The 18,322-nt window shown below is 39.9% G+C and carries 15 protein-coding genes; 9 read left to right on the forward strand and 6 right to left on the reverse strand.

What is annotated here, in order from left to right; genetic code table 11:
- The first annotated feature begins 109 nt into the window (after nt 1–109).
- The 9 genes from N483_RS00085 to N483_RS00125 all read left to right on the forward strand — a co-directional run bounded on the left by N483_RS00085 (nt 110) and on the right by N483_RS00125 (nt 12,559).
- A complete protein-coding gene (locus N483_RS00085) occupies nt 110–1,048 on the forward strand; it encodes an aspartyl/asparaginyl beta-hydroxylase domain-containing protein (protein ID WP_172642406.1) in 939 nt (312 codons plus the stop codon).
- Between the two features lie 813 nt (nt 1,049–1,861).
- Entirely contained in the window at nt 1,862–4,609 is a 2,748-nt protein-coding gene (locus tag N483_RS00090) for a zinc dependent phospholipase C family protein (protein ID WP_023399137.1), read from the forward strand.
- A gap of 288 nt (nt 4,610–4,897) precedes the next feature.
- Nucleotides 4,898–5,782, forward strand: coding sequence for a hypothetical protein (locus N483_RS00095; RefSeq protein ID WP_023399138.1), 885 nt, complete (start codon nt 4,898–4,900; stop codon nt 5,780–5,782).
- Nucleotides 5,783–5,991: 209 nt separating this feature from the next.
- Nucleotides 5,992–6,375, forward strand: a complete 384-nt coding sequence (locus N483_RS00100) for a response regulator (protein ID WP_023399139.1) — start codon at nt 5,992–5,994, stop codon at nt 6,373–6,375.
- Nucleotides 6,372–7,283 (forward strand): AAA family ATPase, encoded by a 912-nt coding sequence (locus N483_RS00105; RefSeq protein WP_023399140.1) that lies wholly within the window; start codon nt 6,372–6,374, stop codon nt 7,281–7,283. The genes N483_RS00100 and N483_RS00105 overlap by 4 nt, the downstream gene beginning before the upstream one ends.
- Nucleotides 7,283–8,233 (forward strand): DUF58 domain-containing protein, encoded by a 951-nt coding sequence (locus N483_RS00110; RefSeq protein WP_023399141.1) that lies wholly within the window; start codon nt 7,283–7,285, stop codon nt 8,231–8,233. Before N483_RS00105 ends, N483_RS00110 begins: the two co-directional genes overlap by 1 nt.
- On the forward strand, nt 8,223–10,172 hold the full coding sequence (locus N483_RS00115; protein ID WP_023399142.1) for a transglutaminaseTgpA domain-containing protein: 1,950 nt from the start codon (nt 8,223–8,225) through the stop codon (nt 10,170–10,172). Before N483_RS00110 ends, N483_RS00115 begins: the two co-directional genes overlap by 11 nt.
- Before the next feature lies 1 nt (nt 10,173).
- Complete coding sequence (locus N483_RS00120) at nt 10,174–11,496, forward strand: Na+/H+ antiporter family protein (protein ID WP_023399143.1); 1,323 nt, start codon at nt 10,174–10,176, stop codon at nt 11,494–11,496.
- Between the two features lie 205 nt (nt 11,497–11,701).
- The gene (locus tag N483_RS00125) at nt 11,702–12,559 is read left to right on the forward strand and encodes a 2-phospho-L-lactate transferase CofD family protein (protein WP_023399144.1); all 858 of its coding nucleotides are present in this window, start codon (nt 11,702–11,704) and stop codon (nt 12,557–12,559) included.
- Nucleotides 12,560–12,586: 27 nt separating this feature from the next.
- Here N483_RS00125 and N483_RS00130 read toward each other — a convergent pair whose 3' ends face one another.
- From N483_RS00130 to N483_RS00155, 6 genes are all read right to left on the reverse strand, one after another.
- Complete coding sequence (locus N483_RS00130; protein ID WP_231105416.1) at nt 12,587–13,579, reverse strand: substrate-binding domain-containing protein; 993 nt, start codon at nt 13,577–13,579, stop codon at nt 12,587–12,589.
- A gap of 142 nt (nt 13,580–13,721) precedes the next feature.
- Nucleotides 13,722–14,399: a hypothetical protein gene (locus tag N483_RS00135; RefSeq protein WP_023399146.1), complete on the reverse strand. Its 678-nt coding sequence runs from the start codon at nt 14,397–14,399 to the stop codon at nt 13,722–13,724.
- 108 nt (nt 14,400–14,507) lie between these two features.
- A complete protein-coding gene (locus N483_RS00140) occupies nt 14,508–15,644 on the reverse strand; it encodes a glycosyltransferase family 4 protein (protein ID WP_023399147.1) in 1,137 nt (378 codons plus the stop codon).
- 150 nt (nt 15,645–15,794) lie between these two features.
- Nucleotides 15,795–16,247 carry a GNAT family N-acetyltransferase gene (locus N483_RS00145; protein WP_023399148.1) on the reverse strand — a complete coding sequence of 151 codons (453 nt, stop codon included), beginning with the start codon at nt 16,245–16,247 and terminating at the stop codon, nt 15,795–15,797.
- An 18-nt stretch (nt 16,248–16,265) separates the two neighbouring features.
- Nucleotides 16,266–17,657 carry a sensor histidine kinase gene (locus N483_RS00150; RefSeq protein ID WP_023399149.1) on the reverse strand — a complete coding sequence of 464 codons (1,392 nt, stop codon included), beginning with the start codon at nt 17,655–17,657 and terminating at the stop codon, nt 16,266–16,268.
- Nucleotides 17,654–18,319, reverse strand: a complete 666-nt coding sequence (locus N483_RS00155) for a response regulator transcription factor (protein WP_023399150.1) — start codon at nt 18,317–18,319, stop codon at nt 17,654–17,656. The genes N483_RS00150 and N483_RS00155 overlap by 4 nt, the downstream gene beginning before the upstream one ends.
- Between the last annotated feature and the right edge of the window lie 3 nt (nt 18,320–18,322).

Genomic DNA, 18,322 nt, shown 5'->3' on the forward strand with positions numbered 1-18,322 from the left:
AAACATAGTATGAAACGGGCACTTACTTAGGAAACTAAATATGTGTGAACTTTGAATTATCTGTTCTGGCGGTGGTGGAATGATTAGTTTTTATATATTGATTCTTATAATGTCTTTTACAACCTTATCAATATTATATGTATATAAGTTTAGGGGCCAAGCAAGGTTTGTTAGTTTTGTTGAATATTTGCGTAAGGGCTGGCCGATATTTGCTCCATTAAATGTGCTTTTATATCTCTCTACAAAACGAGGCGCGAGAAGTGCTTTTGTTGACCCAAGTCAGTTTAAAGGGTTAGCAGAATTACAAGATAATTGGCAAGAAATAAGTAAAGAAGTGAATAAATTATATCACTTAGGCTACTTTGAAAAGACGACTAGCAAAGACAATTTAAGCTTTTATGATGTCGGGTTTAGGACATTTTATAAATACGGTTGGAGTAAATTCTATTGCACTTGGTATGGTACAACCCTAAATTCAGCTAAAGATTTATGCCCAAATACAATAAAGCTGCTAGAGCAAATTCCAAGTGTCAATGGGGCAATGTTTACAATTTTACCAGCCGGGTCAAAGTTAACCCGTCATCTCGACCCAATTGCTTGCTCGTTTAGGTATCATTTGGCACTAGACACGCCAAATAGCCCAGACTGCTTTATTAATGTCGACGGAAAAAAGCAAGTATGGCGAAATGGTGAAGCATTTATTTTCGATGAAACCTACCTACATTTTGTCGAAAATAATACTGACAAACCTCGACTAATTTTAATGTGTGATATCGAGCGACCATTGGGCTTGTTTGGCAGAGTGTTTAATCGACTATACAAAAAGCTAGTGAGAATGATGTTAGTGCCCAACTTGCCCGGCGATCAAGCAGGTGCAGTCAATGGTTTGTTTAGTAAAATTGCGCCTATTTTAAACAGGGCAAAGCGGTTAAAACAGACCAATAAAAAAATATACTACCCTATAAAATGGGCATTTAATACTTTGCTCATAGTTATCTTAATGGCGCTTATTTATGCCTCTTTGACTTTGCTAGAAACGGTATTTTAGATTTTGAGCCTAGCCAAATAGCATATAACATGTGTTGTTTGGCTTTGACACTAGCGTGCCTTTTACAAGACTGTGTGTCGGCTGTAGTGTTGGTCGATCAAATGGATGGCGAAATAAGAGAAGGTAAACCCCGTTAGGATGTGGTTACAGATTCCGCAGCAAGTCGCGTACGGCTTGTAATGAAGGAAGCTCTAACAACTGTGCTAGGTGTTACTCCATTGGTGTGGGATGTATTCTTTTCGTCTATGGCGGTGGTAATTGCCTTTGGATTAACCTTTGCTACTGTACTTACTTAAGTATTGCTACCAGTGATATATGCTGTGTTTATTAATACTCAATCTCACGAGATGTCTAACACCAACAAAACAATTAAACACTCATAAAAGAAGTATGTTGTCTAAAACGAGCAACACTTTATCAATTATTGGAAGCACCTTTAATACAAAATAATGCGAATTAAGAAGTAGTCAACATTACTTTCTTGCATTCAATGGTTGGTATTTAATTGGTCAATTGATGTTTTATAGTTTTACCGTAAAGAGGAGCAAAAGCAGTTATCTTTTTTTGATTTCACTGTTTGTATGCTTGAGAAAATTCTAGCTTGAAGTCACTATTCATCGATCTTAACTGCTAATACTGTATCGACTTTGGGAGCGAGTGACATACTTAATATTTTTGTATTTTTAATTGATTTTATTCGTTTTCGAGTTTTGGCTAGATTATATAAAACTATTTATAAAGGTTTTATCAGGCATTGCAAAATAATATTGTTTATATAAAGTTGCTGCCAAATTTAATGATTTAGGAAAACTATTGAATAAGCTCATATTTTCAGCAGTAATGTTGCTTTTTTCATTTTATACAAATGCTTTTAAAATTGATACGCATATCTGGATAGGCCAACAGATTATCAATGATCTTCAAGATGGAAAGCTCACCTTAAAAGTCGGTAGTGAATATTTAAATATCCCTGTCTCAGCAGCGACTAGAGATGCCATTTTAAATAATAAGAGCGAGTATCTACTGTCCACTTTAGGGCCAGACGCATTTCCCGACGTAGTGGCCGGTCAATTACTGATCCACCCCGGAGGTCTTGCCCCTGGTGCGTGGCAGACCAATGACTGGTTAAGGTTTCTGTACGATAAAATCACTGAGGCGGACAATGCGCATTACCAATATCTAACTAGTGAAAAAAAAGACCCCAATTATGAAGATAGACGAGAAATCGCACGTGTGGTCGCTTATGGATTTTTAGCTCATGCTGCTTCAGATGTATTTGCGCACACCTATGTAAATCAGTATTCCGGTGACGTATTTGAGCTGACGGATACAGAAACAGTGGTGGAACAACGTCATTTTTTACTAGAATCATTTATTGGAAAATACACCCCGCCTTTGAAAAACCATAACAATGCATTATTGGGTAGTAATTGGCAGAATGTCGGGGCGAGTCAGGCATATTATGATTATATTAGAGATAGCCTGATATATGATGATAACGCTTCATTTCAATATTCATCTCAGGCTGCACCACATTTGAGAGCTGTAAAGTTGTTTAAAGATGCCGTTAACACAATGGCGAATGATGAAATGTGGATTGCCGTCGACAGCTTAATCATCCGAGCGATAGCGTATTATTATGATATTGACCTATCTCAAAGTCAGGCGGAGGATATTCAGAAGTTGCTTCAGCAAGTTCTTGATGAAGGAAACATAGTAACTGAGAAACTTGACGCGTTAGATATTAAAATTAACCAGTCCCTTTTGAAAGTAGATAGCCAAATTTACGGTGAGTTCTATCGTATTAACAATAAATTCAAAGAGCAAAAGCATCGTTATATTAGCCTTAAAAATGAGTTAGAAACAACAGTCCTTCAGCTCGATGCGAAACATCATGAGGCAGCATGTGAATTATTTTTAAATGAAAAACTTTTAGACCCTGCTGGACTCCTTAAATTTGTTAAAGAGACAGACCCTGGTCTCAAATTAATAAAATCTATATTTGGTAGTGATTTTAACCCACTAGATCCGGGTGGGTTTCTTGGAGGGAGTTCGAAGCCAAAGTGGAGCCACGCCTTTACAGGTACTAAACAGCAACTTTTGCTTGAGAGGAATTTTTTACTAGATGGAAGAACCTTTGAAGAGTATGAAAAGGCATTCTTGGCTCAAGAAATAGAACGGGATATTGTCTATGCTATTCTTTTTCCGAGAAAACATCTAGAAATGCTGGCTCAGAAAATCGCATTGATTGATGCTGCAGTTGTAGATCTATTGCCGGGCGAAAAGATAACGGTTACGCTCGCAGGTCAAGGTGGTGGAATTAGTGATGGCCGTGGTCATGCGTTTTGTAAAAAAGTAACTGGTGAGTTGTTTAGCAACGTGATAAAGCTCACCAATAAGAAAAATAGCCTAGCTAAGAAACTTGTCGATACCGAAGCAGAATTAAAAAATACCATTCCAGATTTGCAGCGTGAACTAAACAGCGCTATGACTTCTATCATTGAGGTTAAAGCGGCGATTCAAGCGCTGAACCACGCCGCACGTGAGACTACCAGCCCAGTTCAATCTCTATTGAAAAATTGGGCGAAGGACATAGATAAAGCAAACTCCGAGTACGTTAAGGCTGCATCACAGGCAATTGTTAATACGATTAACCCTAATGCAAGTGCTATGGACCCATTGACGCATTGGCTCAAATGTTATCAGCCTCAGTTGATCGGCGTTGCCAGCCAAATCAGCGGATGCGATACCATGGCAAATGTTGGCAATATAAAAACTGCGCTGAGTAATGTAACAACGATTGTTGCAGAAGCCGGAAGTTTGTCTGCGGCTCTTGGTGCACCTCACCTAAAAGAGATTAAAGAGCTCGAGCAGAAGTTGCTTGATGCAATGAAGGAAAAGTTAGTAGAGCGTTTAACAAAAGAGTTCATTGGTAAGTTGCCGAAACCATACCAAGAGTTTATCGAACTACAGAATAAGCCGATCACTGACGCTTTGATTAACCAAGCATTTACGCGCACAGCGCCCGGAAAGTCTCTGGTTGTCATCGACGATTTTGCACAGAAACTCCGTGAGGAAATGGCGACTACAAATGGACAGTTCAACCCACAAAACTTTGCTGTAGTTGCAAACGCGATCACTTTGACAAAGCTAAGCTTATTGGATGAGCAAGGCATTACTCAGTTATATCAGCATATTGGGCAGCCTATTGACCCAAGTGTTCGCGATAACTTAATTGTGGATTCTTTTGCAAATATAGACGGAAATCACCAGTGGTTAGATGTATCACCACCGTTGCCAAGAGGAGATAAAAACTATACACAATCTCCTTGGACAAAATACTCTTCGGAGCAATTATTCAGTATTTGGAAAGAGCCGGTTCGAAATACTTTGTTCAGAAGGTTATTCGTGGGTCCACTATCACCTGCTTTGATTGAGCAGGGGGCGATGTCTGGCAGTTATCCTTATCACACTTGCAATGCCAACCCGTTTCCTTCAGGAGAGAGGGATAAAAGTTGCTTGGCGCCATTGCTTATAACTGTGGGTCAAATGATTCTATAATGACAGTAGAGCGCGGTAACCACGCCGTGCTCTACTTTTGCCTATGTAATAGTTATTGTCTCCAACAAAGTCAAGCTTCCTGGTCGACCTAAGCCCAAGAACAAACAAACCGTTTTCTAAACTTTTTGCAGAATGAGTTAAGTATCTCCTATATGGTGTTAGAGCCGTCTTTTAGAATATTTGTAAAGGTGAGTTAACCCTATTCACCGCATATTTCCCCTTTAAATGTGGGACAAGCACAAATCTCGGCTACAATTGAATAGATGTTAATAAATAGAGGCTTGAATAGTGCGTTGCAGTGATAAGTTTGCATACTTGTTAGTCGTGGCATCTTGCACCTTTTGCAGTAATTCGTCAGCTCAGGGTATACGTATCTTTCTTGATGATCAGCTGGACTTTGAGCTACTGAGTACTAAGACTCGGCAGCCAGAAAATATTGCTGGTGCGACCAATCAGTTGGTATTGTCTCAGATAAAGGATATTGATATACGTTATGTGAAATCTAGCCGTAAGCGTGCCTTTAAATCAATACAACAGACTCAAGTCCCCTCTTGTATTATTAACATGATAAAAAATGAACCGAGGAAATTACGGTATCTCTTTAGCCTACCAGTTAATTTTTATTGGGCGCACAAGCTCTATTCCCATCATGATTTATCCAAGGCTTCGAAAGCAGTATTAAACGCAGAGGGCGAAATCACCTCCTTACTTGACCTGTTCAAGGTATATGATAATAGTGCGATTGTTATCGCCGAGAGCTTCTCTTACGGAGATTTTTTGGACGCGCAGATCTCTGCCGTCAACAAGGAAAATATCATTCTTCGTGGAGGTGCGGATCACTATGAAACTGTATATAGAATGTTCATCTCTAAAAGAGTTGATTTTTCATTAAACTACCCTTCTGAATTTCACCGTTATAGCAATAATGTCAATATACCTGTTAGATCTTACCGTGTTGCAGGTTCACCTAAAGTGGTTATCGGTCAGTTTATGTGCAATAAAACCGATGAAAGCAATAAATTTATCGCAAGAGTGAATGAAGTTTTGTTACAAAGTTATGACAAAGAGGCGTTTTTAAAAGCGCACTATGACTACTTGCAAGCATCAGAACACAAAAAACTCAAAGCATATATAGAACAATATGTTGCATCACTTCAGCCTACTCGACGTTAATTAAATCAAAGCGTTAGGTATGTAACTTACCAATAAAATATAACCGCAAATCAGTATTAAAGCTTGGTTGCTCTTCTTTTGTATACTATATTCAAGAATGAGTAAATAATTGTACTAAGTTAGGTTGCAGCCTTGATAAAAATAAACCATTGAGCTCATTGTCGCCATGCCTTAGTATTAAGCCAGTCGTTGTCAGATAGCATTACAATATGGAACTTGTTAGACCTTTAGAACCTATACTCATAATCGATGATGTTGAAGAAGTACGAAGCTACTTAATTGATATTTTAGAAAACTTAGGATTCGAAGAAATATACGAATCAAAGGATTTTACTTCAGCTAAACCGTTACTCGAATCAAAATCACCCAATGTGCTTTTTTTAGACATAGAGCTGCCAGATACCGATGGCACTCAAATTCTTGAATACGTCAATGACCAATTCCCCAATACACATGTCATCATGTGCTCCGGTCACAACAGTCTAGAGAATGTTCAAAATACTTGGGAGTTAGGCGCAAAAGGCTTTATTGCGAAGCCATTTAACGCTAAAAAAGTAGATACAGTGATGAAAAGATTAGAAATGATTGCATGAACCCAGTTACAAATAAAATAATAGAAAATCTTTCTCAATTGATTTTGGGAAAGAATGAGCAGTTGAAGTTGGCTTTGTGTTGTTTATTGAGTAAAGGTCACTTGTTAATTGAAGACTTGCCTGGAATGGGTAAAACGACCTTATCGCATGGGTTGGCCAATGTTCTTGGGCTAAGTTATCAAAGAGTGCAATTTACCAGTGATCTGCTTCCTGCCGATATCACAGGGTCCAGTATATTTAATTCCCAGACCCATTCCTTTGATTTTCACCCAGGTCCAATTTTCAGCCAAATATTGCTAGCAGACGAAATAAACCGTGCTAGCCCAAAAACCCAAAGTGCACTTTTAGAAGCGATGGAAGAGGGGCAAGTAACTATTGATGGCCAGACTCACCCATTGGCGCAACCATTTTTTGTAATTGCTACACAAAACCCGTTGCATCAGTCTGGAACTCACCCTCTGCCTGAGTCTCAACTAGACCGTTTTTTCATGCGAATAAGCTTGGGTTACCCGGACGCGCAGGTCGAAAAAAGTCTTATAGTTTCAGGAAATAAGCGGACATTGAACATGAATGACTTGAGCTGCTCCATTAGTGATGAACAACTTTTCGAGCTGCAAAATGCGGTCATGGACGTTAAATTAGCTGAGCCTATTGTGCAGTACATCCTTGATCTAGTGAGCTACACGCGAGACTCGGGCGAATTTAGTGATCCACTCTCTCCACGTGCGAGTATTGCACTCGGATTGTCTGCTAGAGCTTATGCGTTGATTTCTGGTAGAGATTACACGTTACCGGATGATGTTCAAGCAGTCTTTGGTTGCGTCGCAGGCCACAGATTAAATATCCCTTGTAGTGAGCAGGATTCTGCCGTTGAGGCAATTTTTGAAAGAGTTGTGGTGCCTTTGTAATGGCAAAGTCGCTTTATAAAGGCTGGATTGATAAAGTCATTGCTAAAAAGCACAGCGCCAACAGCATCACCTTTTCTCACGATAATATTTACGTAGTACCTTCACTACGCGGACTCTTTTTTTTATTGTTTGCGTTGTTAAACTTCATCATCGGCATCAACTACCAAAATAACCTTATTTTAGGGGTTGCCTACTTGATGCTAATGCTCCAAATCTCTTCTTTGTTTTACGGGTATTTTAATTTACACGGATTGAAGCTGGAATTACTTGATGTAAAAAACAATTATAGTGGCAACCATAATGACGCAAAATTTAAACTCTCAGCGTCGAAAGAAGTCTTTTCGTTGAGTATAAGTAATGCTAATTGGCAAAGCTCGGGTGTGCTTGATAAAAATATTTTTGAGTCGACTTCCAGTCTAGTTGTGAACTTGAGCCTAGAAAAAAGAGGCAAATACACAGGCGGAAAATTCAAAATACATAGTTGTTACCCGTTTGGTCTGGTAAACGTATGGAGTTATCTGTTATCGGATAAAACATTTTATGTATACCCAACACCTCTAAAGTGTGAGTTAGATTTACGTGAATCTATTGATTCGGATGATGATACTGATGTCATTGCTCAAAAGTCAGATAGCCTTGATGAGTTTTCAGGCCTGAAACCCTATCAACAAGGTATGAACAGGAACCGGATTTCGTGGCGGCACTTTGCAAAAAATCAGGAATTACTGGTTAAAGACTATGTAGGTGATAGCCATGGGATCACCTTAGTGTTGGATTTCTCCATGATAGAGGGAACAAAAGAAACACGGCTATCTAAGCTGTGCCACCAAGTTCTTGAGGCAGACAGGCTGGGGCACGAATTTGCACTAAAGCTCCCAGGTAATCATATACCCGCCGCAAGTGGAGAGCGTCATGCGGTGCAATGTTTGGAGAGCTTAAGTGAATGCTAGCGAGTTAGTTCAGCGAAATACACTTATTACCTCTTTGGTATATTGTGGTATGTCCCTGTTATTGTTTCAAAATCTGGGCTATGTTTTTTGTGTTTCAATATTATTGATTTGCATTTTTAAAGTGAGTACCTGTGTGGGGGCGGTAAGAAACCCGTCTCAGTTGGTGGTTAACTTACTCGCAGTCACGGTTATTATTGTGGTGTTTTTGTCTCTTGGGTTTAGAAATACCATTGAGATGTTTGTCGCTATGCTGCTCGGTGCGTGCTCATTAAAAATGCTGCAAGTGACCACGGAAAAGCAAGCTCAAAGTGTCTACATTCTCAACTTTTTTACATACCCCTGTTTTTATTTGTTTTCGCAGAATATCTTGGCATTTTTGCTGATTGCAGCCATGCTGCTGCTAAATTTGTCACAGCTTTTTAGTGTGACACACCATGTCGCAATAAAAAAATCAGTACACAGCTCGGTTCGCAAATTTGTGTTTAGTCTACCTTTGGCCATTGCCATGGTGATGTTAATACCAAAATTACCGCCTTTTTGGCAGTTACCAAACGCTAAATCAGCCTCAACAGGGCTTTCCGAAAACGTTGACCCTTTTGAAATTTCGGATTTATCTCGTTCTTCAGAGTTAGCATTTCGGGCATTATTGCCGATATCAAATGAATTCAAACCGCCCTTTTATTGGCGTGCAATTATTCACGATAGTTTTGATGGTAAAAAGTGGGCTATGTCTAGCCTGCAAACAAGGCCTTTGTACAAAACCTATGAGCCAGTGGCGCAACCTTACTCTGTTATTTCAAGTCCATCCAATACTCGTTGGTTGTACACTTTGGGTGAAGGTATCCCTGCGAGCAGCGGAATTGCAGCAAATCATTTTGGTGCGATTTACCAGAAAAAGCAAAGTACCAAAGCGATTCAATACGATGTCTCGCCGGTAAAGTTAGACGATGCGCGGATCACCCGATGGGAATATAGACAAAATACTCACCTACCAGATGGAATAAACCCTAAAGCTATCGAGTTAGCCAAGCAATGGGACCGCACCACAGGCTCTACCGCAGAGTTCTTGGCAAAGATGGAGGCATTTTTTGTAGCGCAAGGTTTCCAGTATAGTCTGTCTCCGCCAAGCATTAACTCAAACGACGCTATAGACGAATTTTTATTTTCCACTCAAGTTGGGTTCTGTGGACACTATGCGTCGTCAGCGGCGTTTTTGATGCGTTCAGTTGGTATACCAACTAGGCTAGTGTCTGGTTATCTAGGTGGTCAGTTTAATGAAGAAAGTAGTTATTACGCGGTTTATCAATATGATGCGCACGCTTGGGTTGAATACTATGTCCCGCAATTTGGTTGGCAAAGGCTAGATCCAACAACTTGGGTGGCGCCCGAGCGAATGCTGGGTTCGCTTTCTGATCTAACCGATTTGGAGCAAGAGTTTAAAGACAATTTAGGCTTTAGCCTTCAGGCATTCTCTAATATTGCAGCGATAAACTGGTTGCGTTTGCAGCTCGAGCAAATTGACTTTCAATGGACCCGCTGGGTATTGAATTTTGATGACAAAAAACAAACCTCGTTGCTCAAAACTCTGTTTGGGCAAAAGCACAAATTACTTCCAGCTCTAAGTGTCGTTTTGTTGTTAATTGTTGTGTTTGGCGCGTGGTTTATCTATATAAATCTACGAGCAAGGTTTAAACAACCCAAAGAAATAAGAATATATAATAAGTTGTTAGTGTTGGGTGAACTAAAATCTGATAAATTAACGCCCAAGCAAATATTCGAATGCTTAAAAACAAAATGGCCGCATGCCAAAAATGAGCTCTCTGAGTTTTACGATATGTTTGAAAGCACACGATATAACGAGGTGCAACTGTCATCACAGCAGTATCGAAAGCTTTCTAAACTGAATAGACAAATAATAAAAAAGGCAAAAATAAAATAATATGAACGCAGTACTCATCGGGGTCATTTTGATGTTGGGCCTCTCTTTATTTCGGGTTAACGTGATTGTAGCAATGACGATTAGCGCTCTTGTCGCAGGGTTAACAGCGGGGTTGGGGTTAGAAAAAACGCTCAATGCGTTTAATGATGGCCTGTCCGGTGGCGCTGAAATTGCGCTAAGCTACGCCATGCTGGGGGCGTTTGCGGTTGCAATTTCCAAGTCAGGATTAACACTTATTTTAGCTAACAAATTATTAGGGCTAGTCAATAGTAAAAACAAAGACTCGGCTTCGTATTTAAGTATGCTTATTCTTGCAGTGATTATGTGTTGTGCGATAGCGTCTCAAAATTTAGTGCCTGTACATATCGCATTTATTCCAATCCTTATTCCTCCGCTCATTGTTATTTTCAATAAATTAAAAATGGATAGACGTGCTATAGCCTGTGTGCTCACATTTGGTTTGGCTACTTCCTATATGGTACTACCTTACGGATTTGGTGGTATCTATTTATATTCAATTTTACACAAAAACCTTACAGATAATGGTCTTGAAGTTATAAATACCGATGTACCTTATGCGATGGTGATCCCCGCGATTGGTATGTTAATTGGGTTATTAGTTGCCGTCTTTATCAGTTATAGAAAATCCAGAGAGTACCAATCTAATGAGATGACATCTGGACAAAGCGATTTGGTAGTAGAAGACCAAAGAAAAGTATTGATAGCTGGTGGTATAGCTGTGTTTTGTTCTTTACTGGCGCAAAATGTTAGTGGCTCAATGATTTTAGGCGGACTTGTAGGTGTGATGATGTTCGCTCTATTTGGTTTGATTAAATGGGAACAAAACTCGGATATTTTCACAAAAGGTGTGGCAATGATGGCCATGATAGGTTTCATCATGATATCTGCTCAGGGTTTTGCGGCGGTAATGAAAGAAACCGGTGATGTGGCTTCGTTGGTGGCAACGTGCGCTGATCTTATTGGCGATAGTAAGCCTGTTGCCGCAGCGGTGATCTTACTGGTCGGTTTACTTATCACTATGGGTATCGGTAGCTCATTTTCAACCGTGCCTATTATCGCAACGCTGTTCGTTCCCCTATCCCTTGAAGTTGGTTTCTCTGCGATGGCTACTGTTGCCTTAGTTGGAACCGCTGGTGCACTTGGTGATGCAGGGTCGCCGGCGTCAGACTCAACACTTGGTCCAACTTCCGGTTTAAATACCGATGGTCAACATGATCATATATGGGATTCAGTCGTACCTACATTTATCCATTTCAATATCCCGCTGCTTATATTTGGCTGGATAGCGGCAATGGTGCTTTAAAAAAAGGGCCTGCAGGCCCTTTTTTTATCTCTAATCTTACCTGTTTAAGGCTGTTATTTTTAGTTTAAAAAATCCATTTTTATGTTGCATCGCAAACTGCAATTTATGACCTTAACCATGAAAGTTAAATATTAAATTTCAAAGGCTTATCGGTTGGCTCGTTTCGTGCAAAACGTCTTCTGAAAAACAATTTGGAGGAGATGGTATGAATGTAGTGTTTTTTGGTGCTGGGCAAGACATGCTCGATTTAATGAAGTCTTTAAAGCCACTTTGTCAAAACCTGAGTGCAATTTGCGCCACACCTGAGGCAAGTTTTGATATTGATAATAAGTGCGCGTTACTCTCATATTCACAATTGGAAATTTTGCAAAGTATGAGTTTGGCTTTGAGTACGTCAAAACGACAGAATAAGACTCACCATGTGGCCAATTTAGAATTGCTTTCATTGATGTGTCATACACCAACGGAAGCCCTCACTGTGTTTAATCAATCCATAAACAACAGCACTAATAGCGTCTTGCCAATGTCGGATTATGCGACGGATTTAATTGCGATTACGTATGGTGGTGAGACCGTTGTCGGTGCGAAAAATATTAATAACCTTAATGCACTTCCCAAAGAAGTATTTTTATCAAAAGATGTTGATACATCGCTTGATGCTATCGCGGTTATTGAAGATGCTGATCTAATCATTTTTGGGCCTTGCAACCCATTTACTGATTTGTTGCCTTTGCTACTTATCCAAGACATAAAAAATGCGGTGCTCCAGACAAATGCGAGTCGTTTATTTATTGATATGCCCCACTCTACTAGTCAGCTCTTGAATAGTTGTACATCTGCAGAGTATTTACATTGGATGAGTTGCCAATTAGGGTATCAATTTTTTGATATCTCAATTTCAAATCAGTTTTCAGATATTATTAGTTACCATTATAGAGAGAGCATGTCTTCCACGGCAGATGATACTTACCATAACAATGGATTAGATATGATGCATACGCTGTTTGAACTACCAAGTTTAAAGTCTTCAAATGCGCTAAGCGTCACTGCGGTTAAGTATTAAGGGTATGCTCACTGGATTGTGAGCCATTCATCTATTGTTAGTACATGTCATTGCATTATTTTTATTGCAATAGTGGAAATCTAAGTAGTATGCGCTTTGAGGTGGTTTTTTATTAAATTTAACATAATTATAAAGCAGTTCAGCGCTTTGTAATCCCATATGATATGGCTTTTGACCTATGTTAATTGTGGAAAGCCCGAGCCCTAGCGCTTTGACTTGAATTTCTTCGGTATCTGCGGAAATAACAGTGACAGCTTGCTGTAGCAATTGTTGTTTAAAGGGTTGTAATGCACTGACGTAATTGTCGTTAAACTGCGCGAACCCGGCGACAGCTATAAAGATTGGTGGCGTATCAGTGCTCAGTATGGCAAGCAGTTGGCTCAAGGCTTCATCCCGTTTACCCATGGTATAAAGTGGGCACCTTTCATGCTCTATCCAACCCGACTTCCCCGTCAGCTTTTTATCTGCTGTGCCGGATAGTGCATACCTTACTCCCCGAATTCTTTCATTTAAATTTGGGGTAGTGTAGTGTCCTGATTGAATGCACACAGGTTGAGGGGATTGCTTTTTGTATTTTTTGGCGGCCTGTCCTAACGCAACACCAAAATCAAAATTATTAGTTCCAACATAGGCCAATCTATAAGCATGTTGATCGCTCAGTAAATCAGAATCAAAGGTAATTACTGGGATACCTTTTTGCTTGGCCTCTTTTAGTGCCCCCGAAACCAAGTACTTAGAATCAGTTGTAGATACTAAGATACCATCGACACCTTTTTCGACGTATTCTTTTACAATAAGTACTTGTGTACGGACATCTTGATAATCATCTGCGCCATCATATAGACAAGTCAAATCGCTTTGTTGGCGTGCAAAGTCCTTACAGCCTGCAAACGCTTGCTGATAAAAGCTATCATTTTGCGTTTTGCCTATTAAGGCAAATGTATATTGAGCTACTGCATTTGTGCTTATTAAGGATAAACCGAATAGCAAATAAGTTGATATACGCTTCACTTCAGTCACTATTTCTAAGTCCTTGACTAAATTATGCTATGTATTGTTTGTAGTGCAAATATTTTAATGCTTTTTTTAATTAGCGCAATGAGTTATACCGCAAAGTTTGCCATCGGGCGAGTACTTTTCAATTATTATCGCGTGGTACAGGTTACTCGTCGTTAGTGTTAGCCGCTTTTTTTCTTTGGATGGCCATCTCGATTATTGAAATGTGGCGTGATACTTTTGACGTTAACAAGCGGCTAAATGCACCAAAAAAGTAAATGATTGGAATAACGTACGCTATCGATAAAACCCAATCAAGCTCAATTTCACTGAGTTTATCCAAAGAGATCAGGAGTGCTAGAATGCCAGGTGCAAACCCTATTCGTTCGATTGAACCTACAAGTAACGCGGTTTTTTGTTCAAATAAGTGTTTCTGTGCTTGTACCTCCAGCAGCACAAGTTCTAAGTGGTGTTTGCTTCTGGTGCTCAGGAAATCAACATATTTTTTGTCGAACTCTTCGGTATTTTGGGCGTTTGCATAAATTAGATTAAATGGGTTTTTGAAATGGGATTTTATCTCGTCTTTTTTCAAAATAAATAGTAACGCAGGGTGAGCAACAATACCAAAATAACCCGTTAAAAGGAGAATTAGTGAAGTGTATTTATATATTTCAAGCTGACTGATCTGCCACACAAATGCAACCAAGATGGCAGCTAATATGAGAGAAAGATAGCCAATGTACAGTTTGATTTCTATGTGCTTGGGGAGACTTCCCCCTTGCTTACACAAAATAGTCTCGCGTCGGCTTAACCCTTGCAATGCTCTATATATTGAGTCTGACAATGCAATGTTCCTTGTATTGAACTTTATTTATTTCTGAAGCAGCCTAAAGTGCTCCTTGTCTTATAGGTATAGAACATAAAAACAATATTTGATGCGAATTTGTTGTAATCACAGCGCTTGGATCCATCGTGAAAGCGCTCTAGATTGGTGCTTTACATTGAAATTCTCTTCTGCATATTTACGTGCATTTTGACCAAGTAAATGTCGATGATAGGTACTTAACTGCATAAAAGCAGTTAACATGTTACTCATTGCAGTAATGCTATTTGGGGGGCATTTCATTCCAGTATTAGAGCTGGTAATTTCCTTACATGCCGCGATATTAGATGTTAGTACAGGCAATCCACTGGCCATCGCTTCTTTTATATAGGTGATATTATCAACTTGCGCGATACTGCCGTTTGAGCAGTAAGGCGAAACAATAGCACTATACTGAGGTAGTTTCTTAAGGATCCATTTTCGAGACTTGTTGCCAAGAAAGTGGACTTTACGATTGAGCCTTTTTCGGATCAAGTCACTGACTAAAGCCTTTTTAATCGGTCCTTCCCCAATTATATCTAGCTTTACATCTAATCGTGACGGTAAATCAGCGAATGCGCTGAGTATTACCTTTAGCCCCGACTCATCGACAATGTTGCCAATAAATACCAGATGCAGAGCTGTCTTGTTCCTTTCGTATGGCTTGTACTTAGAGAGATCTAGCCCCCTATTTAGTACTAATGTTTGCTCGTCAGCAGCGAGTCGTTGGCATTCTAGCTCTACCAGGGGTAAGTCACATTGCTCTACGAGCTTTTGTGTATGTTTCTCTATTCTGCCATACGAAGAGACATCCCAAAAACTTGAAAGTGACGCATCGGCGCATTTGCTACCTAATAAACTAACGTAATAATCGTGCTGATTAAATATACAATGTAAATGTTGAATATCGAGTTGTTTTAGTTTTTCTGCGAGCATTAAACCTTTTGAAACAAAACTATAAAAATTTTGGCATTTCAGTTGTTTCCACATAGAATAACAGGTGCCTAAATCTGAGAAGCTTGCAAAAAAAGGCGTTGTTGACAATAGACTCGCCTTTGCCACATACGTTATCGAGACAGATTTGTGAAGGTTGCGAATATTTTTATACCTAACAGGTGTCAAGACTGTAACGCGATGACCTATTTCAGCAAGCGCGTTGGCTTCATTTAAGATCATCGCCACTGCGTTTGGCTGCTTAGATGTCGTGTATATTCCAATATGCTTCATTTTACTAACCTTTGTCTGCTGTTTAAGGTTAGTAAACAAAAAACAAGCCAACTTTAACTTGCTGTTTCTTATGCTGAAAAAATTTTAAAGTGGCTGGGTTGTGCAAAATGCGACGCATTTTTCAATGGCCGCTTTAAAAATGCAATGTATCTAAGCTTGGTTAATAGTTATCGACATCGGAACAAAGCGAATGCCATTGAATTGTCCCTCTGGCTCAGTTTCGGTAAATCCCTGCTTTTCATAGAAGCTGCGAGCATTGAGTGATGATCTTAGTGATACTTGCTTACCCTTGGCGTAGCTGAGTAGCTTATCTAATAGTACTTTACCAATACCACTTCCCTGTTGTCCCTTATCAACGAACAAATGAGTGATGTAGTTCCTTTCTCTGATTGCTGCAAAACCGACCACTCTGTCTTCGTGAATGGCAATAAATGTATTAAAAATTGATTGATTCAATGTTGCTTCAAGATCGGGAATGACTCTGTTAATAAACTCCGTTTGACCTTGCTCGCAAAAGTGCGGCAATATGTCGCACTTAGAAACTTCAGAAACAAGCTGAGAAACGGTGTTGAGATCACTTTTTTGAAATGCTCTTATGTGCATAGCTAAACTCCTTTAGCGCTATGATGATGAATTAGGTACAACCCTATCATGAAAATAGACTTGAAAGGTAGCCCCACCTAACTCATTGTTACATATAACATCTATCTTAGCATTGTGGGCCGAAACGACTTCATGGACTATGGCTAAACCTAATCCGCTTCCCGTTAATGTAGACTGCTCCTTACGCCAAAAACGCTCAAATAGTTTAGCTCTATCTTCTTCTTTGATCCCCGGTCCTGAATCTTTAACGGAAATACGACCGTTAGCCACTTCTACGATAATTTGAGCACCGTCTTGGGCATGTTTTAAGGCGTTTTCAAGTAAGTTCTTCAACATGATGATTAATGCTGCTTGATCTCCTATCACCGATGGGTTTTCGTCGATTTCTTCCAAGGCGAGTTCTTTTTTATGGGTCACTGTCAAAGGGCCTAGCAGCATACAAACATCTTTAGCAACATCAGTAATATTGACAGGTTTGTGGAGGTAACTGTTTTGGTTTTGTGCTCGCGACAAATCAAGTAACTGCTCTACTACGCGTGTCATATAAGAAATGTCGCTCATTAGCTCGCATGCAATTTTATCAGGTACGTTAGCAAGCTCAAGGCGCGTTCTCAGTACTGCTAATGGGGTTTTTAGTTCGTGTGCTGCGTTTGCAACAAAGCGCTTTTGTTCTTTGAAGCCTTTTTCAACCCTGTCCATGGTGTCATTTAGTGCGTTTACAAGGGGCAGCATTTCACTAGGAACCCCCTTGTGGTCGAGTCTGCGATCAAGTTGCGCAGGTTCAATACCATCTAGTTCCTCGGCTACCTTGTTGACGGGCTTAACAATTGCTTTTATTGAGACATATCCAACGCATATAAAAATTAGAAATGCGGCAACCATGGTCAGTGTTAGTACTTGTCCGAGCATTGGTAAAACGGCTTCGTTGGCTAACTCCCCTATTAAGTCGTCTCTGGCAAGGTCGACGTAGAGTTCTTTTCCTTGAACTGATACCGCCATGCGATATCTATCAATGCCATTTGAGAATGAATAACCTTCAGGCAGGTCCATAGGAAGTGCCAATAAGGCAACGGATGTTTCCAAGTGTGGATTCGAGGTTAGAATCACAGAGTTATTACTTCTATCGATAACTTTGAACGCTAAATTGTTAAAAAGCGCGTCATAGCCCCACTTTTTCGCGATATTGCTTGAAGAATAATTGAGCCTGCCCTGAGCGTCAAAGTGCAGGCCATCTGGTATATCCTCAGCCATACCATGCATACTTTTTTCAACGGCAATATTCGCAAAGTTGATAGAAAATAAGAACAGAATAGCGCCGATTAACGCAAAGACGACTCCTCCCATTACCCCGAACAATATAAAAAGCTTGCGAGCTAAAGAGCCTTTTTTAGTAACACCAACTTGATTCATGACAATATGTACCCTATTCCACGTATCGTTTTGATATCTGCACTAGAACCTGCTTGTTCAAGCTTTTTTCTTATTCGGTGCATAGCAACTTGAATAGCATTGTCAGTTACCTCGAAACCGAGTGCATATATAGCGTCATAAATGGCATTTTTACTGACGGTTAAACTGGCGTGGCGTATCATATATTCTAAAATAGCGACCTCTGTTTTACCCATATTGACATTATTATTATCGACCATTACCCGCCTAGCCTTGCTGTCTAGCGATATATTTCCTCGGGTCAGTATATTTCCGGAGTATTCAACTGGTCTTCTTAAGATCGCACGAAGCCTTGCTTTGAGCTCATCAATTGCAAAAGGTTTATTGAGATAGTCGTCAGCACCTAAGTCTAGTCCCTTTATCCTATCTTCAACACCTCCTCGTGCAGTCAATATTAGAATTGGGATGGGATTTTGCTGTGCTCGCAAATGCCTGATAACGTCAATGCCATCCGTATCGGGGAGCCCTAAATCCAACACCAAAGCATCATATTGCCAGCCTTCTAAAAGACTTGTCATCTCTTTCGCACAATTGGCAATGTCGGCTGCGTGTCCGTCTTGGAGTAAGGCTTGTTGAATAAATTCGGCAAGCTGAAGATTATCTTCTGTGATTAAAATGCGCATGGT

It is taken from the genome of Pseudoalteromonas luteoviolacea NCIMB 1944, from assembly GCF_001625565.1.
In the GTDB taxonomy this organism is placed as follows: domain Bacteria; phylum Pseudomonadota; class Gammaproteobacteria; order Enterobacterales; family Alteromonadaceae; genus Pseudoalteromonas; species Pseudoalteromonas luteoviolacea_F.